The 26,385-nt window shown below is 65.2% G+C and carries 25 protein-coding genes; 19 read left to right on the top strand and 6 right to left on the bottom strand.

Annotation, left to right across the window (positions count from 1 at the left end; translation table 11 throughout):
- The first annotated feature begins 497 nt into the window (after positions 1-497).
- Positions 498-1,466: a lipid kinase gene (locus ACQR1Y_RS03235; protein WP_434875441.1), complete on the top strand. Its 969-nt coding sequence runs from the start codon at positions 498-500 to the stop codon at positions 1,464-1,466.
- Between the two features lie 65 nt (positions 1,467-1,531).
- A complete protein-coding gene (gene ftsH / locus ACQR1Y_RS03230) occupies positions 1,532-3,379 on the top strand; it encodes an ATP-dependent zinc metalloprotease FtsH (protein WP_434875442.1) in 1,848 nt (615 codons plus the stop codon).
- Positions 3,380-3,579: 200 nt separating this feature from the next.
- Here the strand turns inward: ftsH and ACQR1Y_RS03225 are convergent, their stop codons facing one another.
- Positions 3,580-4,122 carry a cytochrome b gene (locus ACQR1Y_RS03225; RefSeq protein ID WP_434875615.1) on the bottom strand — a complete coding sequence of 181 codons (543 nt, stop codon included), beginning with the start codon at positions 4,120-4,122 and terminating at the stop codon, positions 3,580-3,582.
- Positions 4,123-4,430: 308 nt separating this feature from the next.
- On the opposite strand from ACQR1Y_RS03225, the gene ACQR1Y_RS03220 reads away from it, so the two are divergent.
- A complete protein-coding gene (locus tag ACQR1Y_RS03220) occupies positions 4,431-5,195 on the top strand; it encodes a hypothetical protein (protein ID WP_434875443.1) in 765 nt (254 codons plus the stop codon).
- A 60-nt stretch (positions 5,196-5,255) separates the two neighbouring features.
- Here the strand turns inward: ACQR1Y_RS03220 and ACQR1Y_RS03215 are convergent, their stop codons facing one another.
- Positions 5,256-5,786: a YcxB family protein gene (locus ACQR1Y_RS03215; protein ID WP_434875444.1), complete on the bottom strand. Its 531-nt coding sequence runs from the start codon at positions 5,784-5,786 to the stop codon at positions 5,256-5,258.
- A 31-nt stretch (positions 5,787-5,817) separates the two neighbouring features.
- The gene (purB, locus tag ACQR1Y_RS03210; RefSeq protein WP_434858482.1) at positions 5,818-7,125 is read right to left on the bottom strand and encodes an adenylosuccinate lyase; all 1,308 of its coding nucleotides are present in this window, start codon (positions 7,123-7,125) and stop codon (positions 5,818-5,820) included.
- Between the two features lie 271 nt (positions 7,126-7,396).
- Here purB and ACQR1Y_RS03205 point away from each other — a divergent pair, with 271 nt between their 5' ends.
- Both ACQR1Y_RS03205 and ACQR1Y_RS03200 read left to right on the top strand, forming a co-directional pair.
- On the top strand, positions 7,397-7,570 hold the full coding sequence (locus ACQR1Y_RS03205; protein WP_434858483.1) for a hypothetical protein: 174 nt from the start codon (positions 7,397-7,399) through the stop codon (positions 7,568-7,570).
- Positions 7,567-8,154 carry a TetR family transcriptional regulator gene (locus ACQR1Y_RS03200; protein WP_434858484.1) on the top strand — a complete coding sequence of 196 codons (588 nt, stop codon included), beginning with the start codon at positions 7,567-7,569 and terminating at the stop codon, positions 8,152-8,154. Before ACQR1Y_RS03205 ends, ACQR1Y_RS03200 begins: the two co-directional genes overlap by 4 nt.
- A 279-nt stretch (positions 8,155-8,433) precedes the next feature.
- Here ACQR1Y_RS03200 and ACQR1Y_RS03195 read toward each other — a convergent pair whose 3' ends face one another.
- Entirely contained in the window at positions 8,434-9,321 is an 888-nt protein-coding gene (locus tag ACQR1Y_RS03195; protein WP_434875445.1) for a helix-turn-helix domain-containing protein, read from the bottom strand.
- 296 nt (positions 9,322-9,617) lie between these two features.
- On the opposite strand from ACQR1Y_RS03195, the gene ACQR1Y_RS03190 reads away from it, so the two are divergent.
- The 8 genes from ACQR1Y_RS03190 to ACQR1Y_RS03155 all read left to right on the top strand — a co-directional run bounded on the left by ACQR1Y_RS03190 (position 9,618) and on the right by ACQR1Y_RS03155 (position 18,649).
- Positions 9,618-11,255 carry a flavin-containing monooxygenase gene (locus tag ACQR1Y_RS03190; RefSeq protein ID WP_434875446.1) on the top strand — a complete coding sequence of 546 codons (1,638 nt, stop codon included), beginning with the start codon at positions 9,618-9,620 and terminating at the stop codon, positions 11,253-11,255.
- A 57-nt stretch (positions 11,256-11,312) separates the two neighbouring features.
- Positions 11,313-12,506, top strand: coding sequence for a serine hydrolase domain-containing protein (locus ACQR1Y_RS03185; RefSeq protein WP_434875447.1), 1,194 nt, complete (start codon positions 11,313-11,315; stop codon positions 12,504-12,506).
- A gap of 313 nt (positions 12,507-12,819) precedes the next feature.
- Entirely contained in the window at positions 12,820-13,596 is a 777-nt protein-coding gene (locus ACQR1Y_RS03180) for a MotA/TolQ/ExbB proton channel family protein (protein ID WP_434875448.1), read from the top strand.
- Positions 13,593-14,264 carry a hypothetical protein gene (locus ACQR1Y_RS03175; protein WP_434875449.1) on the top strand — a complete coding sequence of 224 codons (672 nt, stop codon included), beginning with the start codon at positions 13,593-13,595 and terminating at the stop codon, positions 14,262-14,264. Before ACQR1Y_RS03180 ends, ACQR1Y_RS03175 begins: the two co-directional genes overlap by 4 nt.
- The gene (locus ACQR1Y_RS03170) at positions 14,261-14,878 is read left to right on the top strand and encodes a hypothetical protein (RefSeq protein ID WP_434875450.1); all 618 of its coding nucleotides are present in this window, start codon (positions 14,261-14,263) and stop codon (positions 14,876-14,878) included. Before ACQR1Y_RS03175 ends, ACQR1Y_RS03170 begins: the two co-directional genes overlap by 4 nt.
- Positions 14,879-15,098: 220 nt before the next feature.
- Entirely contained in the window at positions 15,099-15,311 is a 213-nt protein-coding gene (locus tag ACQR1Y_RS03165) for a hypothetical protein (RefSeq protein ID WP_434875451.1), read from the top strand.
- 112 nt (positions 15,312-15,423) lie between these two features.
- Positions 15,424-17,592 carry a tetratricopeptide repeat protein gene (locus ACQR1Y_RS03160; protein WP_434875452.1) on the top strand — a complete coding sequence of 723 codons (2,169 nt, stop codon included), beginning with the start codon at positions 15,424-15,426 and terminating at the stop codon, positions 17,590-17,592.
- A gap of 118 nt (positions 17,593-17,710) precedes the next feature.
- Positions 17,711-18,649, top strand: a complete 939-nt coding sequence (locus ACQR1Y_RS03155) for a S1/P1 nuclease (RefSeq protein ID WP_434875453.1) — start codon at positions 17,711-17,713, stop codon at positions 18,647-18,649.
- Between the two features lie 13 nt (positions 18,650-18,662).
- Here ACQR1Y_RS03155 and ACQR1Y_RS03150 read toward each other — a convergent pair whose 3' ends face one another.
- Positions 18,663-19,388: an SDR family oxidoreductase gene (locus ACQR1Y_RS03150; protein WP_434875454.1), complete on the bottom strand. Its 726-nt coding sequence runs from the start codon at positions 19,386-19,388 to the stop codon at positions 18,663-18,665.
- Between the two features lie 93 nt (positions 19,389-19,481).
- Between ACQR1Y_RS03150 and ACQR1Y_RS03145 the strand changes: the two genes are divergently transcribed.
- Complete coding sequence (locus ACQR1Y_RS03145; RefSeq protein ID WP_434875455.1) at positions 19,482-20,372, top strand: LysR family transcriptional regulator; 891 nt, start codon at positions 19,482-19,484, stop codon at positions 20,370-20,372.
- Between the two features lie 97 nt (positions 20,373-20,469).
- Here ACQR1Y_RS03145 and ACQR1Y_RS03140 read toward each other — a convergent pair whose 3' ends face one another.
- Positions 20,470-20,700 (bottom strand): hypothetical protein, encoded by a 231-nt coding sequence (locus tag ACQR1Y_RS03140; RefSeq protein WP_434875456.1) that lies wholly within the window; start codon positions 20,698-20,700, stop codon positions 20,470-20,472.
- 180 nt (positions 20,701-20,880) lie between these two features.
- Between ACQR1Y_RS03140 and ACQR1Y_RS03135 the strand changes: the two genes are divergently transcribed.
- The 5 genes from ACQR1Y_RS03135 (at position 20,881) to ACQR1Y_RS03115 (ending at position 26,082) form a co-directional block, all read left to right on the top strand.
- Positions 20,881-21,234 carry a hypothetical protein gene (locus ACQR1Y_RS03135; protein ID WP_434875457.1) on the top strand — a complete coding sequence of 118 codons (354 nt, stop codon included), beginning with the start codon at positions 20,881-20,883 and terminating at the stop codon, positions 21,232-21,234.
- Positions 21,235-21,239: 5 nt separating this feature from the next.
- Positions 21,240-21,677, top strand: a complete 438-nt coding sequence (locus ACQR1Y_RS03130) for a hypothetical protein (RefSeq protein ID WP_434875458.1) — start codon at positions 21,240-21,242, stop codon at positions 21,675-21,677.
- Between the two features lie 186 nt (positions 21,678-21,863).
- The gene (locus ACQR1Y_RS03125) at positions 21,864-22,931 is read left to right on the top strand and encodes an IS110 family transposase (protein ID WP_434858543.1); all 1,068 of its coding nucleotides are present in this window, start codon (positions 21,864-21,866) and stop codon (positions 22,929-22,931) included.
- A 949-nt stretch (positions 22,932-23,880) separates the two neighbouring features.
- Positions 23,881-24,621, top strand: a complete 741-nt coding sequence (locus tag ACQR1Y_RS03120) for a metallophosphoesterase family protein (protein ID WP_434875460.1) — start codon at positions 23,881-23,883, stop codon at positions 24,619-24,621.
- 3 nt (positions 24,622-24,624) lie between these two features.
- Positions 24,625-26,082, top strand: a complete 1,458-nt coding sequence (locus tag ACQR1Y_RS03115; protein ID WP_434875461.1) for a serine/threonine protein kinase — start codon at positions 24,625-24,627, stop codon at positions 26,080-26,082.
- Positions 26,083-26,385 lie beyond the last annotated feature (303 nt).

Genomic DNA, 26,385 nt, shown 5'->3' with positions numbered 1-26,385 from the left:
CAGCTTCACCAGAGGGGCCCGGACCAGGGGTACTCCGCGGACATATGTGGGGGTCCACCGGCTTTCAAGAGGCGGATGGCGCCGACGACGTTCAGTCAGATGAACGGGAAGATGCGACAGACTGCCTCCGCGAGGCTGCCTTGCGGCCCGACCCGCACGAACTAATTCCAGGGGACCGGAGATCCGGGCCCCTCTGATAGTCGCACGACTATGATGTCGGACTCTCTCACCTGACAGATACCGTCATCGGTATCGCGCTCTTCGCAGCGCTTTTGGGAGTTTGATGACATGCGGCCACTCGCGTCGCTTGCAGCTATTGACCTTTGCCGCTCTTCGTGCCGGCCGGGGCGCCTCGGCCGCATCAGCCAGCACGGCACCGGGCGGCCGGATCGTCCCGACGGCGATCGTGATGGAACCGGGAGCCGCTCCGGTCATTTGGTATGGAACCCGCGCCTGATGCCCAGAGCGCGCTGGTATCTTGTGTACGGGAGCATGGCGTGACAGCGGGGGGTGACCAGACGACAGTCGCGAAGGCGCGGCTCTCGCGGCCAAGTGCCGCGGTTCGGCGTCTCCTGGTGATCATCAATCGCGGCAGCCGCTCGGGCGGCGAGGCGGCCGGAATTGCCGTGTCGCGGCTGGGGGCTGCTGGCTATGATCTCGTGATCTCGGCGCCGCATAGTCCGCGCGAGGTCGCGCCGTGGATCGAAGCCCATGCCGATGATGCGGAAGCGGTGGTCATCGCCGGCGGCGACGGCAGCCTCAATGCCGCCGCGCCCGCGCTGGTGAGAACAGGTCTGCCGCTCGGGATCATCCCGGCAGGCACCGCCAACGATCTCGCCCGGACACTCGGCCTGCCCGACGACATGGAAGCGGCGGCCGACGTGATCGCGGCCGGTCACCGCCGTGAGATCGATCTCGGCGATGTCAACGGTCATCCGTTCTTCAACGTCGCCAGCCTCGGGCTCAGCGCCGATCTGGCGCGGCAGCTGACGAAGGAGACCAAGCGTCGCTTCGGACGGCTCGGCTACGCCATCACTGCGCTCAAGGTGCTCACCAATGCGCGACCGTTTCGCGCGATGATCGTGTCGTCGGACGGCGCCGTACGCGTGAAGACCTTGCAGATCGCGGTCGGCAACGGCCGCTACTACGGCGGCGGCATGGCGGTCCGGCACAATGCGGAGATCGATGATTCCCATCTCGATCTCTATTCGCTGGAGATCGGGCGCGTCTGGAAGCTGCTGGCGATGGCCTACGACTTCCGCAAGGGGCGTCATGGCCTCTGGCAGGAGGTGCGGGCCTCGCGCGACACATCCTTCGAGATCCGCACGCGGCGGCCGCGCCCGATCAATGCCGATGGCGAGCTCGTCACCTTCACCCCGGCGCGCTTTTCCGTGCTGCCACGCGCGGTCTCGGTCTTCGTCCCCAGGAGCGGAGCGTCGAACGCCGCGACGCCCGACCGGCGCTGACGCGGCGCCGCTTGATCCGCGCCTTGCAGCCGCTCGTTTTCGACTGATCACACCTTGAGAGACCCATGACCAAGCAGACCCGCTTCAATCTCTGGTACGCAATCGTCGCGATCTTCGTCGCGATGATGATCCACAATGCGTGGACGAGCTATCGCCAGGTCGCCGTCATTCCCTACAGCCAATTCCAGGACCTGCTGTCGGCCGGTAAGGTGAAGGAGGTCGGCGTCTCCGAGAACTATCTGGAGGGCACGCTGAAGGAGCCGCTGCCCGGCGGCCAGACGCGCTTTGCGACCACGCGGGTCGACCAGGAGTTCGCGAAAGAACTCGCCAAGGCCAACGTCACCTTCACCGGCCGCGTCGAGAGCAACATCCTTGGCGACATTCTCTCGCTGGTGATGCCGATCGCGCTGTTCTTCGGCGTCTGGTACTTCCTGTCCCGCCGGATGATGGGCGGCGCCGGCGGGCTCGGCGGCGGCCTGATGCAGATCGGCAAGAGCAAAGCCAAGGTCTATGTCGAGGCCAATACCGGCGTGCGGTTCGACGACGTCGCAGGGGTCGACGAGGCCAAGGACGAGCTGCGCGAGATCGTGTCCTTCCTCAAGGATCCGAAATCCTATGGCCGGCTCGGCGGCCGTATGCCCAAGGGCGTGCTGCTGGTCGGCCCACCCGGTACCGGCAAGACGCTGCTCGCGAAGGCCGTCGCGGGCGAGGCGGGCGTGCCGTTCTTCTCGATCTCGGGCTCGGAGTTCGTCGAGATGTTCGTCGGCGTTGGTGCCGCGCGCGTGCGCGACCTGTTCGAGCAGGCGCGCGCCAAGGCGCCCGCCATCATCTTCATCGACGAGCTCGATGCTTTGGGCCGCGCGCGCGGCATGGGGCCGTTCGCTGGCGGCCATGACGAGAAGGAGCAGACCCTCAACCAGCTGCTGGTCGAGCTCGACGGCTTCGATTCCTCCACCGGCCTCGTGCTGCTCGCGGCGACCAACCGTCCGGAGATCCTTGACCCCGCGCTGCTGCGCGCCGGCCGCTTCGACCGCCAGGTGCTGGTCGATCGTCCGGACAAGCCGGGCCGCATCCAGATCCTCAACGTGCATCTGAAGAAGGCCAAGCTCGCTGCCGATGTCGATCCCGAGAAGGTCGCGGCGCTGACGCCGGGCTTTACCGGCGCCGATCTCGCCAACCTCGTCAACGAGGCGACCTTGCTGGCGACGCGGCGCGGCGCCGACGAGGTCACGCTCGACGATTTCAACAACGCGATCGAGCGCATCGTGGCGGGCCTGGAGAAGCGCAACCGGCTGCTCAATCCGAAGGAGCGCGAGATCGTGGCCTATCACGAGATGGGCCATGCGATCGTCGCGATGAGCCTGCCGGGCACCGATCCCGTGCACAAGGTCTCGATCATCCCGCGCGGCGTCGGCGCGCTCGGCTACACCATCCAGCGCCCGACCGAGGACCGCTTCCTGATGACGCGCGAGGAGCTCGAGAACAAGATGGCCGTGCTGCTCGGCGGCCGGGCCGCCGAGCTCGTGGTCTACGGTCATCTGTCGACCGGCGCCGCCGACGATTTGCGCCGCGTGACCGACATCGCCCGCTCGATGGTGACGCGCTACGGCATGTCGGAGAGCCTGGGCTCAGTGGCCTATGAGCGCGACAACCAGTCGTTTCTGGCGCCGGGCGCCTCGCGCAGCGCTGACTATGGCGAGGCCGCCGGCGACGCGATCGACGCGGAGGTTCGTGCCATTGTCACTTCAGCCCTCGACCGCACCCGCAAGCTGCTGCAGGACAAGCGCGACGTCCTGGAGCGCGCCGCGCGCCGGCTGCTGGTGAAGGAGACGCTCGACGAGAGCGAGCTCGCGGCCATCCTGAAGCAGGACCAGCGCGCCGGTGATCTGGTGGCAGCGGCGCAGCCGATGTAGTTGGTTGGCGGCGTGGCAACCATCAAACTCGTCATCGCGCATTGGAGGATGAGCACAGTGGTCGTGAATGCGCCCTCTCCCACCCTGGCGAAGCTTTGCTTCGCCTTGGGGGAGAGGGCGCTGCATCTAACGGCGCAGGGGCACTTCGCTGATTTGTAGCACGTAGCCCGGATATCGCTTTCGCTCTTCCGGGTACGTGATCATCGCCTTGGCCACATCCGGGCGAGCGTCTCGTCCTTCTTGATGAACTCGTGCCAGAGCGTGGCCGCGATGTGCAGGCCCACTACGAGATAGACCACATAGGCCAGCGTATCGTGCGCGATTTCGCCGGCGTGGGCGACGGCCTTGTCGCCGGCGAACAGGCGCGGCCAGCTGAAGGTCCAGAAATAGCGCAGCGAATAGCCGCCGGCCGACGAGAACATGTAGCCGGTGACCGGCATGATCAGCAGCAGCGCATACAGCGCCCAATGATTGAGCTGGGACAGCGCGCGGACGATGGGACCGAACGCGGCAGGCGTCGCCGGCGCTGTCGTCGTTGCCCGAACCATGATGCGCAGGACCGCCAGCAGAAACAGCGTGACCCCGAGCGACTTGTGAATCTCGAGCAACTCGCGCCGCGGCGAGGTGCCGGCAGGCTGCAGGCCGCAATACAGCCCGATCAACATCGCCGCAATGAACAGCACTGCGGTCGCCCAATGGATCCGTCGCAGCAGCGGATCATAAGCGGTCTCGGTCGGCGGCACGTGCAGGTTCTCCATGGCGAGTTGAAACGTCAGCTCCATAGGGCACCTTGGCGCCGCTGTCGGCTCACAATTCGATGACGTGAGTGGGCAGACCTCGTTCATCTCGTGCTTTGCGGAAGCGAATCCATCGCGAGGCAAGCAGGAGTTCGTCATGATCAGCAATACAAAATCGATCTCAAATTGTCGCCGCCCTCCGGCACCACCGTATCCTGCGTGACGACGTCACGCTGCGGATGGCGTGCGCGACGGACTAGCGTTGAGGCATGGAAACGGTAGGATGCCGGCGTGGATCGTTCGAGAGCAGTGCCATGACACGACGAAGCTGGATCGGATGGGCGTCACGCCTCGCGTTTGTCGCCGTGACGCTCGGGAGCGCGGGCGCCGACGCCGCCGAGCGGACGATGTCCTGGGAGGGCGGCTGCCGCTTCACGGTCCGGTACGATCCCGCCAAGCACGACGAGACGCGGCTGCGTAACACCGTGCGTCTGCTGTTCGGCCCGTCCGATTTCGACTCGCCGGGCACGCCGCCGGCGTTCGATCCGAAGGCGGTCGCGGCGCTCGACCCCGACAAGATCGACCGCACCTGCAAGGCTGCGCTCGACGCCGCCGCGCGGCTGGAATTCATCGCGCTGCCCGGTGTCGACGATTACCGCCGCGCCAAGATGGCGGAGCTGAAGGACAGTTGCGATTTCGACCTGGCGCATACCCGCGGCTTCAAGACGCCCTCGGCGCTGCGCGACTATCAGCCCGCAGCCGCCTGTGCAAAGTTCGTCGACGCGATCGAGGGCAAGACCGACCTGCAGCAGACGTTTCGCGAGAACGTCGACAAGGGCTGCGCCGACAACGCCAGCCCCAAGGCCTGCGTCGCCCGCTACGTTGCCGAAGCCGCGAGGCCGGACGGCCAGGAGCGGATGCGGATCTATCTGGTCAATTTCGGCTGGAGCAATTGCGCGATCAACTACAACCTCCGCAACACCGGCGAGAAGAAGATGGAGGCGATGCGGAGCGCGCTCGAGACCCAGTTCCGCAAGATGTTCAAGGTCAAGCAGGACAAGTGCGAGGAGGCGGACTGACGCGCCGTCCGCCTGCTGGAAGGCGGCGCTCACGCCCGCCGCGCGATGCTGCCGTGTTCGTCAGATCAGTCCGGACAGGCGAGGCAGGCGGCGCAGCTTCTGCTCCAGCAGCGCCCTGAACTCCCGGATCGTCTGGTCGGACAGGTCCTGCTTCGGGATCGTGTGGCCGACCGACTTGCTGAGGCACAGCAGGAAGATCTTGCCGTTCTCCTTGAAGCCGCGCAAATCCGACCACGCGAGGCGCGACGTCATCCGCGGTCCCGTGATCGTGATCCCCTCGTCGTCCGCCGCGATCGCCATTGCGCCGTACAGCATGGGGTTCTGGCGATACAGCGATCCGGCGCGCATGGGGATCAGGACGAAGGTCGTCAGCGCGGCGACCGTCAGCCCGGCGATGGCGCAGAACAGCAGCCACAGCAGCACGACCGTCGCCAGCGTCCGGCCTTCATACTTGTTGAAGAAGTCGGGCAGGCTCGTGACGGTGAACACCGTGAACAGCCCGCCGCCGAACACGATCGCCTGGCCGTCACCATTCTGCAGGCGCGCGCCCTGGACGAGCGCGGCCTTGCTCAGCTCGTAGCGAAATTGCATCTTTAGCGGACTCGGCCGGCAAGAATGTTTCTCAAGCAGCCCCGAACACGCGCTTGAAGATCGTGTCGACGTGCTTGAGGTGGTAGCCGAGGTCGAACTGCTCGTCGATCTCGGCGTCCGTCAGATACTTCTTTACGTCCGCATCGGCCTTCAGCAAGGTGCGGAAGTCGCCTTCGCCGCGCCAGACCGGCATCGCGTTGCGCTGCACCAGCTTGTAGGAATCCTCGCGGCTGGCGCCCTTCTGGGTCAGCGCGATCAAGAGGCGCTGCGAGTGGACGAGGCCGCCGAGCTTGTCGAGGTTCTTCTCCATGTTGGCCGGATAGACCAGCAGCTTCTCGATCAGGCCGGCGAGGCGCACCAGCGCGAAGTCGAGCGTCACCGTCGCATCGGGGCCGATCATGCGCTCGACCGAGGAATGCGAGATGTCGCGCTCGTGCCAGAGCACGACGTTCTCCATCGCCGGGGTCACATAGGCGCGCACCATGCGGGCGAGGCCGGTCAGGTTCTCCGACAGCACGGGATTGCGCTTGTGCGGCATCGCGGAGGAGCCCTTCTGGCCCTCCGAGAAGAACTCCTCGGCTTCCAGCACTTCCGTGCGCTGCAGATGGCGAACCTCGGTGGCGAAGCGCTCGACCGAGGAGGCGATCACGCCGAGGGTGGCGAAGAACATCGCGTGGCGGTCGCGCGGAATGACCTGGGTCGAGACCGGCTCAGGCGTCAGGCCCATCGCCTTGGCGACGTGCTCCTCCACGCGCGGATCGATCTGGGCGAAGGTGCCGACGGCGCCGGAAATGGCGCAGGTCGCAACCTCCTTCCGTGCGGCGACCAAGCGCTCGCGGGCGCGCGTGAATTCCGCATAGGCATAAGCGAGCTTGAGGCCGAAGGTGACCGGCTCGGCATGGATGCCGTGCGAGCGGCCGATGGTCGGCGTCATCTTGTGCTCGAAGGCGCGCTTCTTCAGCGCGGCGAGCACCTTGTCGAGATCGGCGAGCAGCAGGTCGGCCGCGCGGGTCAGCTGGACGTTGAGGCAGGTGTCGAGCACGTCGGAGGAGGTCATGCCCTGGTGCACGAAGCGCGCCTCGGGGCCGACGATCTCGGCCAGGTGTGTCAGGAAGGCGATGACGTCGTGCTTGGTCTCGCGCTCGATCTCGTCGATGCGGGCGACGTCGAAGGTGGCGTCCTTGGCCTTGGCCCAGATCGTCCGGGCGGCATCCTTCGGGATCGTGCCGAGCTCGGCCAGCGCGTCCGCCGCATGCGCCTCGATTTCGAACCAGATCTTGAACCGGGTCTGCGGCTCCCAGATCGAGGCCATTTCGGGACGGGTATAGCGGGGGATCATCGGGGCTCTCCGAGGCAGGAGGTGAGGTGGGCGGGCCGATCGCGGCCGCGCCTGCAGCATTTTACGCCGTGCTCTATCAGAGCCGCCGGGGGGATACAAACGGCGGGTTTCACTGTCCAATCCGGCGCTGTAAGGTATTATGATACTAATTTTAGAAATCGTGCTGACAGATATTGAAATCTGTCAGCGCGATGGTGTATATGCAATCCATGATCAACTAGCACTGTCTGACCATGGGGTTCAGCGGCTTCAACTGCGAAGGACCGCTTCGATGAAGATTGAAAAGCGATTGCTCCACTCACAATTCCAGGACTGGCTGAATCTCCGGGTGGCTCGTCACCTGGAGGCCCAGGCCGCCAAGTTCCGCGCCGTCCCGGCGGCGGATCGCGGCGAGGCGATCCAGATCAAAGCGCATCCCAGTGATGCCGATATGGTGCACGCATGAATGAGGCCGTGGTTCTGACATCCGAGCGCATCCTCGAAGTCACCGAGGACGTGTTGCGCCGTTACGGGCTCGCCAAAGCGACGGTCGTCGACGTCGCGAGAGCGCTCGATGTCAGCCACGGCTCCGTCTACCGTCACTTTCCGAGCAAGGCGTCGCTGCGCGAAGCGGTGGCCAAGCGCTGGCTCGAGCGCGTCAGCGTGCCGCTGGCGCAGATCGCGGCAGAGCCGGGGCCGGCGCCGGCCAAGCTGGAGCGCTGGCTGCGCGAGCTGTTCGACGCCAAGCACAAGCGAGTGTGCGAAGACCCTGAGATGTTCGCGACCTACCTGACGCTCGCCCGAGAGGCCTGCACGGTGGTGAAGGCGCACAAGCAGGATCTGATTGCCCAGGTCGAGGGCATGATCACCGAGGGCGTCGCCCAGGGCGCGTTCGAGGTCGATGATCCCAAGACCGCGGCCGCGGCAATCTTCGACGCGACGCGCAGCTTTCATCACCCCGCCCACGCCGACGAATGGGCCGATTGTACCTGTTCGACCCGGGTCGACGCGGTGCTGACCTTGTTGTTGCGAGGCCTGGCAAAGCGATAGCTGCGTCTAGCCTGAATATCGCTGCGCTCATGCGGGTTACGGAGTCCCTGCAGGGTGGGCAAAGGCGCAAGGCACGATATGAGTTCGTGCCGAGCTGTCGCGCGCCGTGCCCACCATCGATCAGCATGTTCCGCGGCGAGACGGTGGGCACGGCGCCATTGCCAGCTCGCTTGTGGTAACCGCACGGCAGCGCCTTTGCCCGCCCTTCAGATCCGCCGGGCCGCTCGTCAGCGTCAACCGCGCCAATGGCGCATCGACTAAAACTCTTCCACCGACGTCCTAGCCCATGCAGGCTTTGCGAAATTCGGCCGGTGTGACGTTGAGCTTGCGGCGGAAAATCCGGTTGAGGTGACTCTGGTCGGAGAATCCGCAGAGCAGGGCGATCTCCTTCAGCGCGAGCCTGTCCTTGCGCAGGTGCTCGCATGCGCGTTCCACCTTGCGATTCAGGACGTAGGTATGCGGCCGCATGCCGTAATGCGCATGAAATTTTCGCGCGAACTGCACTTGCGTGCAGTTGCAGATGCTGGCCAGCTCCTCCAGCGTGATGTTTCTGCCGATGTTCTGCTCGATGTAGTCTTCGATCAGCCGGGCGTGGGCCGGCCGGAAGCGTCCCTGCGAACAGGGCAGTTTGAATTGCACCGAGGCATAGCTCCGCAGGATGTGCACGCTCGCCTGAAGGGCCAGGGCATCGTAGCACAGCCGGCCGCCTGGGCCGCCGTCGGAGATCTCCTGCACCATCCGGTCACTGATCCAGGTCAGGACCGGATCGTCGATCCGGAGCAGATCATGCAGTTCGATGGCTTCGGCATCGCGATCGAACGCCTCGCTCGCGGTCTTCGCCATGAGGCTCGGCGCGATATAGAAATGGGTGACCTCGACGTCGCTGTTCCAGCGCCAGTTCGACGCTTCCGCACGCGTCAACAACGTCGTGACGCCGCGGCCGACATGATCCTGCTTCCACGCGCCGGTCACCCGGCGGTTCATCGACGTGGTCCCTCCGCGGTAGACGACAACTAAGAAGTTCTCGGAGGGCGGCACCCAGATATCGGACGGCGCATAGCGGAAGACGCGGAGCCGAAAGTCCGCCTTTCCGATTGCCGAGCTGTCCAGCATCAGCTCGCCGGGAGCGTAGCGCGGCAGCTCCTCGACGCTGATCAAATGGCCCATCGCGCGAGCCTCCCTTGATTTTTTTATGGCGCGATTGATCGCTGCTGCTTCTCATTGGCCTTGCGGCGGAGCCAGCATAGGCCGGTTTCGCGGTTTGCCAAGCGAGCTTTGTTGCGACGTGCGAGCACAGCTGGCGCGTGCGCCGCACCGTTCAAGAAATCGTCTGTTTCGTCCAAGCCCCGACGGGTCGCCGGCCCATAGCCTGCGCGGGCGACAACGAAAACGCAGCCCCCGTCCGATGGCACACGGACGAGGAACGGCGGCGTGCGCCCTGAAACAAGGATGAGGAGGACCAGATGACGGAAGCCGCTGTGAACGCCAACGGAGACGCTTCGCGTGTGACGACCAGGCTCGATGCGGTCGTGATCGGAGCCGGCGTGGCCGGGCTCTATCAGCTCTATCGCCTGCGCGAGCAGGGACTGAGTGTCCGGGCCATCGACGCCGCATCAGGCGTCGGCGGGACCTGGTACTGGAATCGCTATCCCGGCGCCCGCTTCGATTCGGAAGCCTACATCTACCAGTATCTGTTCTCCGAGGAGCTCTACAAGGGCTGGAGCTGGAGCGAGAAGTTTCCGGCCCAGCCGGAGATCGAACGCTGGCTCAACTACGTCGCCGACCGGCTCGATCTGCGCAAGGACATACAGTTCGGCACCACCGTCAAGCGCGCGCAGTTCGACGAAGCGACGCAGCGCTGGCTGGTCAACACCGACAAGGGCGAGCTGATCGATACCCAGTTTCTCGTGACTTGCTGCGGCATGCTGTCGGCGCCTTACGTGTCGTTCCCCGGCCAGGACACATTCGAGGGAGAATTGTTCCATACCGCGCGCTGGCCGAAGCAGCCGGTCAGCTTCGCCGGCAAGCGCGTGGGAATCATCGGCAATGGCGCGACCGGCATCCAGGTCATCCAGACCGTTGCCGGCGAGGCCGGCCACCTCAAGGTCTTCGTCCGCACCCCGCAATACATCATTCCGATGAAGAACCCGAAATACGGCGCCGACGATGCGGAGGCCTACAAGTCGAAATTCCAGCACCTGACGGAGCGCCTGCCGCACACCTTCACCGGCTTCGAGTATGATTTCGAGCATGCCTGGGCCGACCTGTCCCCGGAGCGGCGCCGGCAGGTGATCGAGGAGTGCTGGGAAGACGGCTCCCTCAAGCTGTGGATTTCGTCCTTCGCCGAGCTGTTCTTCGACGAGGCGGTCAATGCGGAGATCTCCGAATTCGTGCGCGGCAAGATGCGCGAGCGGCTGAAGGATCCGAAGCTGTGCGACCTCCTGATCCCCGCAGATTACGGCTTCGGCACGCATCGCGTGCCGCTCGAGCAGAACTTCCTCGAAGCCTTCCTTCGTCCCAATGTCGAGATCGTCAGCGTCAAGACCAACCCGGTCGAACGCGTCACCCCAAAGGGCATTCAGATGGCCGACGGGACCGTGCACGAATTCGACATGATCATCCTGGCGACCGGCTTCGACGCCGGCACCGGCGCGCTGACGCGGATCGATATTCGCGGGCGCGGCGGCCGATCGCTCAAGGAGGAGTGGAGCAGGGACATCCGCACCACGATGGGCCTGCAGGTGCACGGCTATCCCAATCTGTTCACGACCGCGGTGCCGCTCGCTCCCTCGGCCGCGCTGTGCAACATGACGACGTGCCTGCAGCAGCAGGTCGAATGGATCGACGACTGCATCAAATACATGCGATCGAAAGATCTGAGGGTCATCGAGCCGACTAGGGAAACCGAGGATGACTGGGTCGCGCATCACGACGAGACCGCCAATGCGACGCTGATCGCCAAGACGAATTCCTGGTATCTCGGCTCGAATATCGCGGGCAAGCCGCGGCGGGTTCTGTCCTATTGCGGCGGGGTCGGGGCCTATCGCCAGAAATGCGATGAGGTCGCGGCCAGCGGCTACCGGGGCTTTGCCATGCATTGAGCCGTCGGCAGATGCCGGCGCTGGGACACCAAGCAAAAAGCACGAGGGAGGACTACCATGAGCATGAATTTCACCGCGGCGGCGGATGCCGTTCTCGACGGCGTCGTCACATCCACGCCGCGCGTACCTGGCGTGGTCGCGATGGTGACGGACCGCGATCGCAACATCTACCAGGGCGCGGCGGGACAACGCCGTCTCGACCGGCCCGAGCCGATGACCACCGACAGCATCTTCGCCATCTTCTCCACCACCAAGGCGATCACCGGTACGGCCGTGCTGCAACTCGTCGAGGACGGCAAGCTGGATCTCGATGCGCCAGCGAAGCGCTACGCGCCGGAGATCGGATCGCTCCAGGTGATCGAGGGCTTCGACGCCAAGGGCGAGCCGATCCTGCGCGCGCCGAAGCGCGACATCACCACGCGCATGCTGATGACGCACACCGCGGGGCTGAGCTATGACTTCATCAATCACACCTACAACCGGCTGGCGCAGGAGAAGGGCCAGCCCAGCGTGATCGCCGCGACCAAGGCCTGCCTGATGACGCCGCTGCTGTTCGATCCCGGCGACCGCTGGGATTACGGCTCCAACATGGACTGGTGCGGCCAGATCGTCGAAGCCATTGCCGGCCGGCGCCTCGGGGAGGTGCTGAACACGCGCGTGTTCGAGCCGCTCGGCATCAAGGACATGTCCTTCGAATTGACCGATGCCATGCGCAGCCGGCTGGCCGGAATCCACGCGCGCAACGCCGACGGCTCGCTGACGCCGATGGATTTCGAACTGCCGGCCGAGCCCGAGGTGCACATGGGCGGCCACGGCCTCTATGGCACGGTCGGCGACTACATGCGCTTCATCCGCATGTGGTTGAATGATGGCATGGGTGAGTTCGGCCGGGTGCTGAAGCCTGAGACGATACGCATGGCCGAAAAGAACCATCTCGGCGACAAGAAGGTGACGCCCCTGACCGGCGTCATTCCGGCATTGTGCAACGATGCGGAGTTCTTCCCCGGCCAGTCCAAGTCGTGGGCGCTGAGCTTCATGATCAACGAGGAGCAGGCGCCGACGGGACGTCCGGCCGGTGCGCTGGGCTGGGCCGGCCTGGCCAATCTGTTCTACTGGATCGACCGGCAGAACGGATTCGGCGGCTTCTGGGCGACGCAGATCCTGCCTTTCGGTGACCCGACGTCGTTCGTCGGCTACATGAACTTCGAGACGGCATTCTACCAGAGCCTGCGCCAGCGCATGGCGAGCTAGTGCCGAACGACGCGGGAAACTGAACGTGTCGAAAGGGGGGACTCACCATGAGCCCCCCGGCGCTCGAACGACAGCTTCGCGAGCCGGCCGCGGGAACTGGCGGCGCAGCGCGATCAGCAGCCACGCATCGCCAACGGTCTTGCCCATCGAACGGCGGACAATCGCTGGCGATGCTGATGCACTGCAACAAGCGCAAGCCTAAAAAAAACTTCTCGAGCCTCCGAGGCAGATGTCTTTGGACGCGGTTCTGCCGCTCTGCTTAACTTCGATGTCAATGCGCCGGCGCAACGGTGCGACATCGGGGAGTGCAAGCATGAGCGTGGTCAGTCATACCGACCGAGTGGAACCCACGCGTGATCCCGCCGAGCGCGGCCCGCTGTTGCTCTGGATGATCTTCACCGGCCTCACCGTGTTCGCCGCCGTGGTGCTGGCCCGCTACGGCTACTTCCACCTGATGGTCGCCTCCGACCGCACCTATATCTCCAGCGTCATCGCGGTGCTCTATGTCATGACGTGCGCTCATTGCTTCTGGCGGACGCGGGCGATCGCGCGCGAGGCGGATGCAGCGCGCGGCTGCCGCGCGGTGCTGATCGGGCCGGACGCGGAACGCGCGCTCGAGCCGGAGGCGCGCCTGCTGCCGAACGGGCTCGTCACCAATCACATCAGGAGCCTCGTCACCAAGGCGCGGACGCAAGGGGCAGGGCGCCTCGACCAGACGCTGCTGTTGCGCACGCTGGCTGACCGGCTGCGCGGCTCCAACGGCTTCGGCGGCTTCGCCTCGGACACGCTGATGAAGCTCGGCCTGCTCGGCACCATCATCGGCTTCATCATCATGCTGGCGCCGATCGCCGGTCTCGACGTCAATGACAAGCTGGCGATGAAATCCTCGATGGGCCTGATGAGCGACGGCATGGCGGTGGCGATGTACACGACGCTGGCCGGCCTGGTCGGCTCGATCCTGGTGCGCATCCAGTACTACATGCTCGACGCCGCCACGGGGCGCGTGTTCTCCGATGCCGTGATGCTGACGGAGACGCGGGTAACGCCGCGGCTCGAGCGCGCGATGGACCGCGCGGAGCAGGGCGCATGATGGACGATTTCGGGCTCTATCCCCGCGACGAGCCATTCGATCCGTTCAGCGTGATGCTGTTCAAGGCGCTGCAGATCGTCGCGTTCTTCTTCTTCATCGCCGTGCTCGCGATCTCGCCTGACGCCAAAGATGGCAAGGTCGACAGCAAGGCCGAGTTCCTGATCACGATGGACTGGCCGGACAACCACCCCGATGATCTCGACCTGTTCGTGCAGGACCCCGTCGGCAACATCGCCTGGTACAGGCATCGCGAGGCCGGCTTCCTCACGCTCGACCGCGACGACCGCGGCGGCGCCAATGATTTCATCCTGGTCAACGGGTTGAAGATCCCGTCGCCGATCCGCGAGGAGATCGTGACCGTCAGAGGCATCGTGGCCGGCGAATACACCGTCAACATCTCGCATTTCCAGAACGTGAGCGGCGCGCCGGTCGAGGCCAAGGTCAAGGTGCAGAAGCTCAATCCCACGGCGCAGGTGATCTTCGACGACAAGGTCGTGCTCGATCATTCCGGCGACGAGAAGACGGCGCTGCGCTTCAAGCTCGATGCCACGGGAAAGGTGATCGACGTGCAGCGCCGGCCGAAATCGCTGCTGGAGACCTTTCGAAATGTCCGCGCCAACGGCGCCGACCTCGATCCCAAGACCGGCGTGAGGATGCTGCGGCCATGATGAGCAGCCTGCAAACCGTCATCGTGACGCTCTCGGTGTGCTACGCGCTGATCGGCGCGCTGCTGCTGCTGGTGCTGGTCTATGCGCGGCTGCCTTGGCCGGTGAAGGCGGTCGCGGTCGTCATCACCAGCGCGTTCTATGTCGGCAGCTTCGTCGGCGCCCGCGGCCTGCTCGGCTGGGCCAGCGTCGACCGGCTGCCCAAGGCGTTCAAGGTGCTGCAGGTCAGGATCGTCGATCCGCACAGCGTCGAGGGCGATCCCGGAGCGGTCTATCTGTGGGTCGAGACGCTCGACGATGACAATCGCCCGAGCGGCGTGCCGCGCGCCTATCGCATTCCCTTCAGCGACAAGCTGGCCGAGAAGGCGCAGCACGCCGCCGACCAGATCGCTGCCGGCCATCCGCAAGGCGGCCGCGCCGCCGATTTCGGCACCGGCGACGGCGGCGTCATCGATGCCGCGCGCGAATACATCCTGCCCCGGACGATCATCGAGACCGCCGGCGGCGACCCGTCGACCGGCGAGTTCAAGGCCGCGCAGCATGCCGGCGACGGCGTCTCCTTCACGCCGCTGCTGCCGCCGCGCATGCCGCCGAAGGACGAGCCGGCCCAACGCTGACATATCCTTGGTCCCCGCTTGTCCTTGGCCGCTGCCTGGCCTCGTACGCTTCGGCAAGTTGCAGCGGATTGCGCGGCATGGGATTGAAACGGGATCGGTGATCCGGCGGCGGTGGCGCCTTCATCGTCGCAAAAGCGAAACCATTGACATTCGCTTCAAATGGTCCAAGAGTTGCGAATTGCTTCTCGTACAACTTCAATGTCCTCGCTGGAGTATTGCAATGGCGAACGAGACAGTGCACCCGGTCAATCCTCACAACGCCAAATATCCCGAGATCATCACGGAAACGGAGACTGAGGAGCGCACCGAGTCGACGGAAGAGCAGAAGCTCACCTACGAGTCCGGCGCGCCGCGCGGCACGTCGGTGATCAAGAAGATCACCACGACCAAGACCAAGGTTCGCACCACGACGCCCTACACCGGCACTGTATGACCGCCCGCGGGGGATCCTCGTGCCGCCCCCGTCAATTAACGCGATCGACGAGCGGAGCGCGGCGCGGCCTGCGTTCGTCGATCCGTTGCGCGAAGCATTGCGCCGATCACGCGTGGTCGCGCTGCGAGGCGCGCACGGGCTCGGTTTGCGTGCCTCGGCGCAAGCCGCCGCGCGCAGTGTCGCGGGGCCGGACATCGAGACCGCCGATGGAGACTGGCACCGCCATGGCTATCTCGCCGGTTTCGAGGACATGCTGCTTGGCCTGCTGCGGCGCGGCGAGACGGCATACCCCGATGTCGTCGCGCGCCATGAGCAGAGCCTGAAACGGCTATGGCCGTTCCGCACGTCGGCCTGCTTCAAAGTGCCGCGCGATCTCACCAACACGTCCGACCGAGACGAGCGGACCCGGTTCTACCATCACGAATACCAAAACAAGCTGCTGGTCGGTGCGGCGGAGTTCGCGCTGGACATGCTGGAGGTTACCGATCGAACGGTGTCCCTGATCATCGACAATGCGCAGGCCATGTCGCCCACGTCCCGAAATCTGCTCGACACGATGTTGCGGCGTCAGGGCGAGGGGGCACGCCTGCGGATCATCCTGCTGGACCGTTCGGCGGCGGCCTTGCCGCCGCAATGGCCGTTGATCGACGTCCTGCCATGGGCGAAGCACGAGTTCGATGCGCTGTTTGATGAAGGGCGGCTTCGCCGCGCGCAGCGCGATCTCGTCTATGATCGTTCCGGCGGCAATGTCGCGGTTGCCGCCGTGATCGTTCGCTGCATGGCTCAGGGCATCAATGCCACGGACCGGCTCGATGTCGAGGCGATGGTCCACCTCCATCTGGCGACGCTGTCCCAGGAGGCGCGTATCGCCATGGCGCGCGCCTTTGTCGCCAACCGGATGGACGGCGACCTGATCGAACAGTGCAACGTCGCCAGCCTTCCGGACGAGCTCATCGACACGCTCAATATCGAGGCGCACGCGCGGCTGCTGAGCGCCCATCGCGGCGGGGAGGGGCCTCTCGTCCTGGCGCATGCGTTGGCCGTTCGCGACAGGTTCCGGCGCGCCGAAGCGCTGTGCGAGCCGTCGGCGATCCTGATGGGCATCGGCCTCTACGATACATGGTTCGCCTATTTTGCGGCGATGTTCGGCGATGCCGACCTGCGGCGACACGGCTCGGGCGACGATGCCGTCAATGGCATGTTCATCAACGCAGCCTTCGTGCTCTATGCGATGGGCTTCGCGCCGTCCGCCTTGCGCTATCTCGAGTTCTTCCTTGCCCATTTTCCCGATAGCCGTTTCGTGCCCACCGCGCTTTATGCGCAGTCCATGACCTATGGACGCTACCAGGTTCCTGTCGACCTCGATCGCGCCGAGGCCTGCGCCGTCGCCAATCTCGCGCTGATCGACCAGCGCTTTCGCGCGCATCCGCGGTACAAATACATCAAGGTCTTCGCCGAAAACGCCTACGCTTATATCCGCGCGCGCAGGGGCGACCTCCGCGGTGCGCTCGCGCTGTGCGAACATGGCATGGCCGAGATCGTGGAGGCCTATGGCGAGCAGCAGTTCCGGCTGCATCGTTCGATCCTGATCTACAATACCAGTCAGGTCTACGAACTCGCCGGGGATAGCGCGCGCGCCGAGGCGCGCTTGCGCGACGCCATCGCCTGCGATCCGTTCTATGCGGAATACTACAATGATCTCGGCAATCTGCTCGGGCGTCTCCCCGGCCGTGAGCACGAAGCGGCGGAAGCCTATGCGCGGGCGATCGCGTTGTCGCCGCCATATTACGAGGCGTATCTCAACAGGGGCATGCTGCGCGTCGAACTCGGTGACTTCGAGGGTGCCGCGGCTGATTTCGAGCGAGCGTTGCAGATCAAGCCCTCGGAGTGGCGCGCGATGCGGGAGCTCGGCAATATCGGTCTCCTGCGCGGTGACGCGCGCGGCGCCCTCGAGTTCTACGAGCGCGCGATGGCGCACGAAGCGGGGGACGCGGATCTCTATGCCAATGCCGGGCTGGCTGCGTCCGAGCTCGGCGATGTCCGCAAGGCGATGGCCTATGCGCAAGCCGCGATCGAGATCAATCCGCGGCATCCCGGCGCCAACAACAATCTGGCCGCGGAATTGCTGGCGAGCGGCGATCTCGACCGGGCTGCCGGCCACGCCCGGGTCGCGGCCGAGGATCGCAGCGATCCCGATTATGCGGCGAATCTCGACGTCATCGAGGCGCTGCTGGCCGAGCGGAACGCGGCCGTGCGCGATACGCCGCCGACCCGGCACTAGGAGCGCGCACACACGGTGAAATTGCCAACGCCGGTCGTTCGCGATAGCGTCCGGTTCGCTGGTCTTCTGGTGAAATCTGCGAATGGCCGCTTGTGCTCGATCGCGAGGGAGAGTTGTCGTGCGAACGCTGATGATTGCCTTCACCGTCGCCGTGCTGTGTCCGGCCGGTCCGGCCCTGGCGTGGTGGGACGAAGGCCACATGCAGATCGCGTATCTGGCCTACAAGAAGCTGACGCCCGCGGCGCGGGATCGCGCGGACGTTCTGCTCAAGCTCAATCCCGATTATGCGAGCTGGATTGCCGGCGCTCCCGCGGGCCAGGAGAAGCTCTACGCCTTCGTGCACGCGGCGACCTGGCCCGACGACATCAAGATGAAGCCGGACTATTATGACGATCAGGTGACGGACTCCACCGCCAAGCAGCTCGTACCGTACGGCCACCTCAAGCACACTTATTGGCACTACAAGGATGCGCTGTTGTCGGCCGACGACACGCCGCTGCCGCGTCCGGATCCGGTCGACGCGGTGTCGCAGCTCAAGCTGATGATCGCCAAGCTGCCCGCCAACACCGACGCCTCGGAGCCGCTGCGCTCGTACAGCCTGAGCTGGACGATCCACCTCGTCGGGGATCTGCACCAGCCGCTGCACGCCGTCGCCCGCTATTCGGCCGCGCTTCCCGACAAGGGCGGCGACCGCGGCGGCAACGAGTTGCAGGTCGTCGCCGCCAACGGCGAGACGCAGAATCTGCACGCCTATTGGGACGGCATCTTCGGCGGCTATTCCACGGTGTTCGGCGCGATCTTCGATGCCGACCAGCGCGGCGGTCTGTCGACCGTGATACCCGACGCCGGCAAGGCGCAGATCCTCGACCCCGCGGTCTGGGCGCAGGAGAGTTTTGAGCTCGCCAAGACGACAGCCTACGCTCCGCCGGTGCGAACCGACAAGCAGCCGGTCGAGTTGACACGCGAGTACGAGACCAACGCGCGCGATCTCGCCCGCAAGCAGGCCGCGCTCGCCGCTGCGCGGCTCGCCAACCTGCTCGAGGTGCTGTTGCGGTAGAGCCGCCCGCGCCTCACGGCGCCCGGGTCGGCCGGACGACGATCTCGTTGACGTCGACATCGTCGGGTTGCGCGATGGCATAGCGCACGGCGCGGCCAATCGCGTCCGGCTGCAGGGCAATCGCACGGTAGGTCCGCATCATCTCGGCTGCGCTCTCGTCGGTGATGGTGCTGGCGAGTTCGCTTTCCACCACGCCCGGATGGATGCAGGTGACGCGCAGCTTCTCATTTTCCTGCCGGAGCCCGTCCGAGATCGCCCGCACGGCGTGCTTGGTCGCGCAGTAGATGGCGGCGGTCGGCACGACCTGCAGAGCGCCGATCGAGGCGATGTTGATGATGTGTCCGGAGCCGCGGGCGAGCATGCCGGGCAACACCGCCGCGACGCCGTTCAGCACGCCCTTGATGTTGACGTCGACCATGCGATCCCACTCGTCGACCTTCATCGCGGCCATCGGCGACAGCGGCATGATGCCGGCATTGTTGATCATGACGTCGACGTGCCCCCACATCGCGCGCGCAGCCCCGGCAAAGGCCGCGACGTCAGCGCGGCTGGTCACATCCAGCGCCCGAACCTCGGCGGTTCCGCCGGCCGCGCGCAGCTCGGCGGCCAGCGCCTCCAGCCGATGCAGGCGGCGCGCCCCCAGCAGCAGCCGCGCACCCGTGGCAGCCAGCTCGCATGCGATCCCCGCGCCAATGCCGCTCGAAGCCCCGGTAATCAGGATGACCTTGTCCATGTTCAACTCCCGTCGGTTGGTGACGGGCGGAAGCTAGGTGGCCGGCATTGTCACGACAATTTGCCCAATTCTTGTCTCGGTGTTAAGCGTGTCTAACCAATGCGGATCGACAAGAACATCATCGAGCTGTTCGTGGCGGTCGCCGATGCCGGGAGCTTCCGCCTGGCCGCGGACCGGCTGGGCGTGACGCGGTCTGCCGTCAGTCAGGCGATGGGCAGGCTGGAGGACCATCTCGGGATTTCCCTGGTCAGCCGGACGACCCGCAGCTTCAGCCTGACCGAGGCGGGACGCCGCTTCTATGCGGACGTCGCGCCGGCGATCGGCGCGCTGAACGCCGCCGCCGAGCAGATCGGCGACAAGGCCGGGCCGCCGTCCGGACTGCTGCGGCTGGCCGTGTCCTCCATCGCCGAACGCTTCATCTCCGGGCCATTGCTGGCCTCGTTCATGCGAGCCTATCCCGCGATCGAACTGGACGTCACCATCACCGACGACACCTTCGACATCGTCGCCGAGCACTACGACGCGGGGGTGCGCCTGGGAGAAGTCATCGCGCAGGACATGATCGCTGTCCCGGTGTCCGGAGATCAGAGGCAGCTGGCCTTTGCCGCACCGAGATATCTGGAAGCGCACGGCGCGCCGGCGCACCCGCGCGATCTGATCCATCATGCCTGCATCGGCTGGCGGCCCGCGCCGCTGGCCGCGCCCTATCGCTGGGAGTTCACCGAAGCGGGCAGGGACTTCAATGTCGAGGTCAAGCCCAGCCTGACGACCAACGACATGTTGTTGATGATCCGCACCGCATGCGCGGGCGGCGGCATCACCTTCGGCATGGAGGAGACGTTCCAGCCCTACGTCGCGCGTGGCGAGCTGGTGCCGCTGCTCGAAAGCTTCGCGGCGCCGTTTGCCGGATTCTACCTGTACTTTCCAAGGCGTCGGAACCTGGCGCCCAAGCTCCGCGCGCTCATCGATCATGCGAAGCGGGGACTATGACGGTAGCGCGCGCAGCCCGGATGAGCGCAGCGACATCCGGGGTCACTGACGCAGCGCGTGAGACACTCGAATGCCGATACCGGCGTGAGCTCACGGACTACGAGTCCTCCTCCTCGAACAGGTCGGGCTCGCCGATCCAATTGATGACGATCTGCCTGGCAACCTGTTTGTGTCCCCAAGGAGATGTCAGTTTGACATCATGAATGTGCAGGTGATGCCTGTTTTGCGTCTTGAGCCTCGTCAAATGTTCTATCAACACATCAACGCCGTCGGCATCGACCATCAGATCGACACCACCAAGTACGTCATTCCAAACAGCGATGATCATCGATGACTCCGGCCAGCTGAAATTGCGGATGATTGCGAGCAACAAGGAAATGAACCGGAACAGCCTCCTGTGCTACTTATCGCTGAGGAAGCGAGCCTGCTAACGGTAGCGGTTGCTTCCGACACAGCCGAGGCGACCCTCATGCCCTACATCATTGGTCTGATTGCGGTGATCGTCATCATGAATCTGCAGATGGCCGGCGCGATTCCGATGGATGCGGTCGGTGCGGGGCTGGTGATCGCGGCCGTGACTTTCGCCGCCGCCCTGGCGGTCGCCATCCATGAGGCGTGGACGCAGAAGCGCGGCGTCATCGGCTGGATCGTGAACATCATCGTGGCGCTGCTCGGGTCCTTCATTGCTGCCCAGGTTGGCGGCCCGGTCGTCGCCATTCCGCTCCTGGGCCTCGCGGGCGAGGGCAGCAGCTCGCTGGCTGCCGCGGGCGGCGGCGTGATGGTGGCCGCGCTGGCGCTCATGATGGTCGTCGGCATCGGCGGCGCATCGGGCGCGGTCTGGCTCGTCAATAGGCGGCGCTGAGGTTCTTGATCAGCCGTGTGCGGGACCGGATCAGCGATCAGAACAGACCGACGATGGAGTTGATCGGCGATCCCCCCGAGCTGGCCGGCCTGCCGTGCGAGGCCTTCATCTGCGAAGCCTTCATCTACAAGGCCGACCTCGTCGCGAATGCGAACTTGGTCTATCTCCGTTTTGCAGGCATCTGGCATCAGCTCGTGCTGGACTGCGGAGTCATCTTCTGGCGGCGTCTGACCGGGGCGCCGTCACCTGACGCGATCGACGAACTCGCATTTCAGTCCACGCACACGGATGTCGGAGCTGTCACGGGCGTCGTGGGACAACGACTCCGCGACTACCGGATGTCCAGCAACAGCATCACCGCCGAGGTCAGGTTCTGCTTCGAGAATGGGTGCACGATCATCATCGACAATGCCGACGACCGCACGACATGGCGGACCGCGTAGCCAGCCAAGTAAACAGTCAAGTAGATGGGGTAACGGGCCGACCACCCGAGCGTCTCGCTCGCTACGGCGCGATTTATAAGCGCGCTCGCGAGACGCTCGGTTGGCGGAGAGGTGGTCGTCCCTCAAATTGATGGTGTTCAAAACGGAGTCGGGCAAGCCCGCTCCTCGCATCATTCGGGGACGACCATGAGCCACTATGCCGGAATTGACGTGTCTTTGAAATCCTCTGCGGTCTGCATCGTCGATGGAGGAGGCAATATCGTTCGGGAGGCTCCCGTCGAGAGTGAGCCAGCGGCCTTGATCGGTTGGTTCAAGCAGCTCGGCCTCGAGATTGAGCGGATCGGCTTGGAGGCAGGGCCGCTGTCGCAATGGCTGTATGCGGCGATGCGGGAGGCGGGCCTGCAGGTCGAATTGCTGGAGACGCGGCACGTGCGTGACGCCTTCAGGGCGATGTCGGTGAAGTCGGACCGCAACGATGCCAGGGGCATTGCCCAGTTGATGCGACTCGGCTGGTTCCGGCCCGTCCATTGCAAATCGATCGAGGCGCAGGAGACGCGTGCGGTTCTCACGGCCCGCAAGCTGCTGCAATCGAAGCTGCACGATATCGATAACTGCTTGCGCGGCGTGCTACGAGGCTTCGGCTTGAAGGTCGGCAAGACCACCGAGCGCAGCTTCGCAAAGCGCGTCGAGGAGCTGGTGGATGGCCATCCGGGATTGACGCTGGTCGTGCAGGCGCTGCTCGAGGCTCATGCGGTGCTGCTGCGCGAGTTCAAGAAGCTGGACAGGCAGGTGCAGCAGCTCGCGAAGGCCCATCCCCAGGCCAAGCTGTTGATGAGCACGCCGGCGGTCGGTCCGATCGTCGCGCTCACCTACGTGTTCGCGATCGACGACCCCAAACGCTTCCGATCCTCCAAGGCGACCGGCGCACATTTTGGCCTGACGCCGCGACGATACCAGTCCGGCGAGACCGATTATAGCGGCCGCATCACGAAGGTCGGCGACGCATCGGTGCGCGAGGCGCTCTATCAGGCGGCGCACATCATGCTGACCAAGCCGGTGAAAAATTGCTCAGAGCTAAAGAGCTGGGCAATGCGGGTCGCCAGGCGCGCCGGTCCGCGCAAGGCCAAGGTGGCTCTGGCGCGCAAGCTTGCCGTGATCCTTCACCGCATGCTCGCCGACAACATGCCCTTCAACCCCGCGGCCAAGCCTGTCACGGCCCAGCCGGCCGCCAAGGCTAAGCCTGCCGCAGCCTAAGTAAGGGAGCATCGATCGAGTTCTGGGCGGGCCACAACACCAGGCTCTCCCCGAGCAGGGTCCCTTCGCCGGGACGATGGATCCGGTCAGGCCGCCATCCGGGTAGTCGGTTCACAACCACGCTCTCCGTAGATTGGCCGGCCGGATCCTCTTACGCAGCCCAACAGGTGGCGGCCATGCGCCGACCCCGTACAGAAGCAAGGGCCCGGCGATAGGACATGCAATTGGGATTGACAAACCAAGGCCCGTTACAGAAGCCCGGATGAGCGCAGCGACATCCGGGTTCACCGACACAGCGCGTGAGACACCGGATATCGTCGCGCTCGTCCGGGCTACGAAGTGGCCAACGCCATCTCCCCACCTGCGATGACATGTGAGCGGGACCAAAATATGTGTTTCACTTTTTCAGAAATCATGCTATACGCAGCCATCCCGTCCCGGGCAGAGGGGCGTAGCGCGCGATCGTCACGACACGTGGGGCGGGGATGCGACGGACGCTGGGACGGCATGAGACGAACGCTTGGCCCGCGGACATGAAGTCGTGTGGTCCTGACCTCCCGGTGCCGAGGTCAAGTCGACGCCAGCGCTCGCGCGTTGCGGCGATGACGGGGTCAACAAGCCGGTCCCCGGGGAGAGCCCGATATAAATGTTAAAACCGTCGCGCGGGGAATGCCGGGATGTTCGGCTGAACCTGTGGTGACTGCCGCCTGCTACTCTTTCTGCAGGCGGGCCATGGGCGAGGCCAGCGCCCGGCATTCCCCGCGCCCTCTCGCGTTTCGACAGGGCACAGCGATCGCAAGGCTCGGGCGAGATCTCGCCGCGAGAACGCGAGCTCGTGTCGCTGATGGCTCGGCCCGGCTCAAAAACGACTTGCTGCGGCCGGTCCGGTTTGATGTTGCTCAAATTCCGTGCGAAGCCCACCTGTACGGTGGGAACCGGGAGGTCACGGGTGCTGCTGGCGATATTTACCGACATCCATGCCAATCGGCAGGCCTTCGCGGCCTGCCTGGAGGCGGCGCGCGCCCGTGGCGCCGAGCGCCTGATCTGTCTCGGCGACATCGTCGGCTATGGCGCCGACCCGGAATGGTCGGTCGACACGGTCATGGCGATCGTCGCCGAGGGCGGGCTCGCGGTGCGCGGCAATCACGACAATGCGGTGTCGACCTCGAGCGAGAGCATGAATGCCGAGGCGCAGGCGGCGATGGAATGGACGCGCGGCCGGCTGAGCGCCGAGCAGCGCCGCTTTCTCGCCGAGCTGCCGATGAGCGTCGGCGACGAGGACCGGCTGTTCGTGCATTCGGAGGCGTCGAGCCCGCCGCGCTGGCGCTACATCCAGAGTTCGGCCGACGCCGCGCGCAGCATGATCGCCACCGAGGCGCAGGTCACGTTCTGCGGCCATATCCATCGGCCGGCGCTGTACTCGATGTCGGCGACTGCCAAGATGACGAGCTTCACGCCCACCGCGAACATGCCGATCCAGCTGTTGCGCGGCCGGCAATGGCTGGCCGTGGTCGGCTCGGTCGGCCAGCCGCGCGACGGCGATCCCGCGGCATCCTTCGTGACCTTCGAGACCAGAACGCGCGAGCTGACCTATTGCCGCGTGCCATACGATGTCGAGGCGGCGGCGCAGCGCATCCGTGACAACGGCCTGCCGCCCTGGCTGGCGCAGCGGCTCTCGATGGGGCGTTAGAGCATGGCGAGATCGAAGCTTCAGCCGGGCGTCGTCATCGACGGCTTCACGGTCGGTGACTGCGTGCATTCCGGCGGCATGGCGACGCTCTGGAGCGTCACGCGGCCGGACATCGACCGGCCCATCCTGATGAAGGTGCCGCGCGTCTCCGAGGGCGAGGATCCCGCGGCGATCGTCAGCTTCGAGATGGAGCAGATGATCCTGCCGAAGCTGTCGGGTCCGCATGTGCCGGCGTGCTTCGGCACCGGCGATTTCGCCACGCAAGCCTATGTCGTGATCGAGCTGATCCCGGGCGAGACGCTGTACAAGCGATTGCCCGAACTGCCGCTGCCTTATGAGGAGGCGCGGTTGCTGGTCGCGAAGATCGCGACCGCGCTCGCCGACCTGCACCGGCAGCACGTCATCCATCACGACATCAAGCCTTCCAGCATCATGTTCCGTCCGACGGGGGAGGCGGTGCTGATTGACTACGGCCTGTCCTGCCACAAGCATCTGCCGGATCTCCTGCAGGAGGAATTCCGCTTGCCATACGGCACCGCGCCCTACATGGCGCCGGAGCGCATGATGGGCACCCGCAGCGATCCGCGCAGCGACATCTTTTCGCTCGGTGTGCTCTTGTATTTCTTCACCACCGGCGTGCGGCCGTTCGGCGAGACCGAGACATTGCGCGGCATGCGCCGGCGTCTCTGGCGCGATCCCTATCCGCCGCGGCAGTTGAAGCCGGACTATCCGCCGTGGCTGCAGGAGATCGTGCTGCGCTGCCTGGAGATCGAGCCGGTCTGGCGCTACCCGACCGCGGCGCAGCTCGCTTTCGATCTCGGCAATCCCGACCAGGTCAAGCTGACGGCGCGGGCCGAGAAGCTCAAGCGCGACCCGATCACGACCGTGTGGCGGCGGCGTTTCAACCGCGGCCTGGTGCAGCCGGAGACCAAGCCGTCGGATGTCGCGGTGCAGATCGCCACCAGCCCGATCGTGGCGGTGGCGATCGACACGTCCGAGGGCGGCGAGGAGCTCAACGGCGCGCTGCGCGTCACCGCCGAGCGCATTCTCGCGACCTTGCCGTCGGCACGGCTCGCCTGCGTCAACGTGCTCAAGCTCGGCCGCCTGACCATCGACCGCACCCTGGACGAGGCCGGCAACAACAAGCACATCGACCGCATGGTCGCGCTGAAGCACTGGGCGACGCCGCTGAAGCTCGACACCAGCCGCCTCACGGTGCACGTGCTCGAAGCCGTCGATCCCGCTGCCGCGCTGGTCGAGTTCGCCGAGGTCAACCAGGTCGACCACATCATCATCGGCGCCCGCCGCGATTCCGTGCTGCGCAGCCTGCTGGGTAGCGTGTCGGCGAAGGTGGCGGCAGAGGCGGGCTGCACCGTAACCGTGGTGCGCACGCGGGCGGCCGCGCGCGAGGCGGACGACGACGACGATGATGTGCCGACGAAGGTCGCGTCAGGTGAATGAGATTGGAAGCACAGGATGCTTCGCTGTTTGTTGAACTAATCGATGAGCCGAGCGTGAGTTCAATTGAGAGTAGGACCCGAGCCGCTGCCGCAAAGTCGGTGCGCTCCCTCGCCCCGTTCTTACGGGGAGAGGGTTGGGGTGAGGGGCGGCGGCACGGGCAGTATCAGTTTGGGGGCAGACGCACCGGGAGTGCTCGTCGAGAGACCTGTACCCCCTCACCCGGATTGCATCTTCGATGCAATCCGACCTCTCCCCGCCCTAGCGAAGCTTCGCTTCGCCCCTCGCGGGGCGAGGTGTACAGCG

It is taken from the genome of Bradyrhizobium sp. HKCCYLRH3099 (assembly GCF_051167855.1).
Lineage (GTDB): Bacteria > Pseudomonadota > Alphaproteobacteria > Rhizobiales > Xanthobacteraceae > Bradyrhizobium.
This window is presented reverse-complemented; position numbering and strand designations above follow the sequence as displayed.

What these genes read in the sequence shown, in the direction of transcription:
- ACQR1Y_RS03165 (WP_434875451.1), top strand. Translation starts at nt 15,099, where the DNA reads ATGGCGAACGAGACAGTGCACCCGGTCAATCCTCACAACGCCAAATAT.
- ACQR1Y_RS03215 (WP_434875444.1), bottom strand. Translation starts at nt 5,786, where the DNA reads ATGCAATTTCGCTACGAGCTGAGCAAGGCCGCGCTCGTCCAGGGCGCG.
- ACQR1Y_RS03205 (WP_434858483.1), top strand. Translation starts at nt 7,397, where the DNA reads ATGAAGATTGAAAAGCGATTGCTCCACTCACAATTCCAGGACTGGCTG.
- purB (WP_434858482.1), bottom strand. Translation starts at nt 7,125, where the DNA reads ATGATCCCCCGCTATACCCGTCCCGAAATGGCCTCGATCTGGGAGCCG.
- ACQR1Y_RS03220 (WP_434875443.1), top strand. Translation starts at nt 4,431, where the DNA reads ATGACACGACGAAGCTGGATCGGATGGGCGTCACGCCTCGCGTTTGTC.
- ACQR1Y_RS03135 (WP_434875457.1), top strand. Translation starts at nt 20,881, where the DNA reads ATGAATCTGCAGATGGCCGGCGCGATTCCGATGGATGCGGTCGGTGCG.
- ACQR1Y_RS03145 (WP_434875455.1), top strand. Translation starts at nt 19,482, where the DNA reads ATGCGGATCGACAAGAACATCATCGAGCTGTTCGTGGCGGTCGCCGAT.
- ACQR1Y_RS03195 (WP_434875445.1), bottom strand. Translation starts at nt 9,321, where the DNA reads ATGGGCCATTTGATCAGCGTCGAGGAGCTGCCGCGCTACGCTCCCGGC.
- ACQR1Y_RS03180 (WP_434875448.1), top strand. Translation starts at nt 12,820, where the DNA reads ATGAGCGTGGTCAGTCATACCGACCGAGTGGAACCCACGCGTGATCCC.
- ACQR1Y_RS03200 (WP_434858484.1), top strand. Translation starts at nt 7,567, where the DNA reads ATGAATGAGGCCGTGGTTCTGACATCCGAGCGCATCCTCGAAGTCACC.
- ACQR1Y_RS03140 (WP_434875456.1), bottom strand. Translation starts at nt 20,700, where the DNA reads ATGATCATCGCTGTTTGGAATGACGTACTTGGTGGTGTCGATCTGATG.
- ACQR1Y_RS03115 (WP_434875461.1), top strand. Translation starts at nt 24,625, where the DNA reads ATGGCGAGATCGAAGCTTCAGCCGGGCGTCGTCATCGACGGCTTCACG.
- ACQR1Y_RS03185 (WP_434875447.1), top strand. Translation starts at nt 11,313, where the DNA reads ATGAGCATGAATTTCACCGCGGCGGCGGATGCCGTTCTCGACGGCGTC.
- ftsH (WP_434875442.1), top strand. Translation starts at nt 1,532, where the DNA reads ATGACCAAGCAGACCCGCTTCAATCTCTGGTACGCAATCGTCGCGATC.
- ACQR1Y_RS03125 (WP_434858543.1), top strand. Translation starts at nt 21,864, where the DNA reads ATGAGCCACTATGCCGGAATTGACGTGTCTTTGAAATCCTCTGCGGTC.
- ACQR1Y_RS03175 (WP_434875449.1), top strand. Translation starts at nt 13,593, where the DNA reads ATGATGGACGATTTCGGGCTCTATCCCCGCGACGAGCCATTCGATCCG.
- ACQR1Y_RS03190 (WP_434875446.1), top strand. Translation starts at nt 9,618, where the DNA reads ATGACGGAAGCCGCTGTGAACGCCAACGGAGACGCTTCGCGTGTGACG.
- ACQR1Y_RS03170 (WP_434875450.1), top strand. Translation starts at nt 14,261, where the DNA reads ATGATGAGCAGCCTGCAAACCGTCATCGTGACGCTCTCGGTGTGCTAC.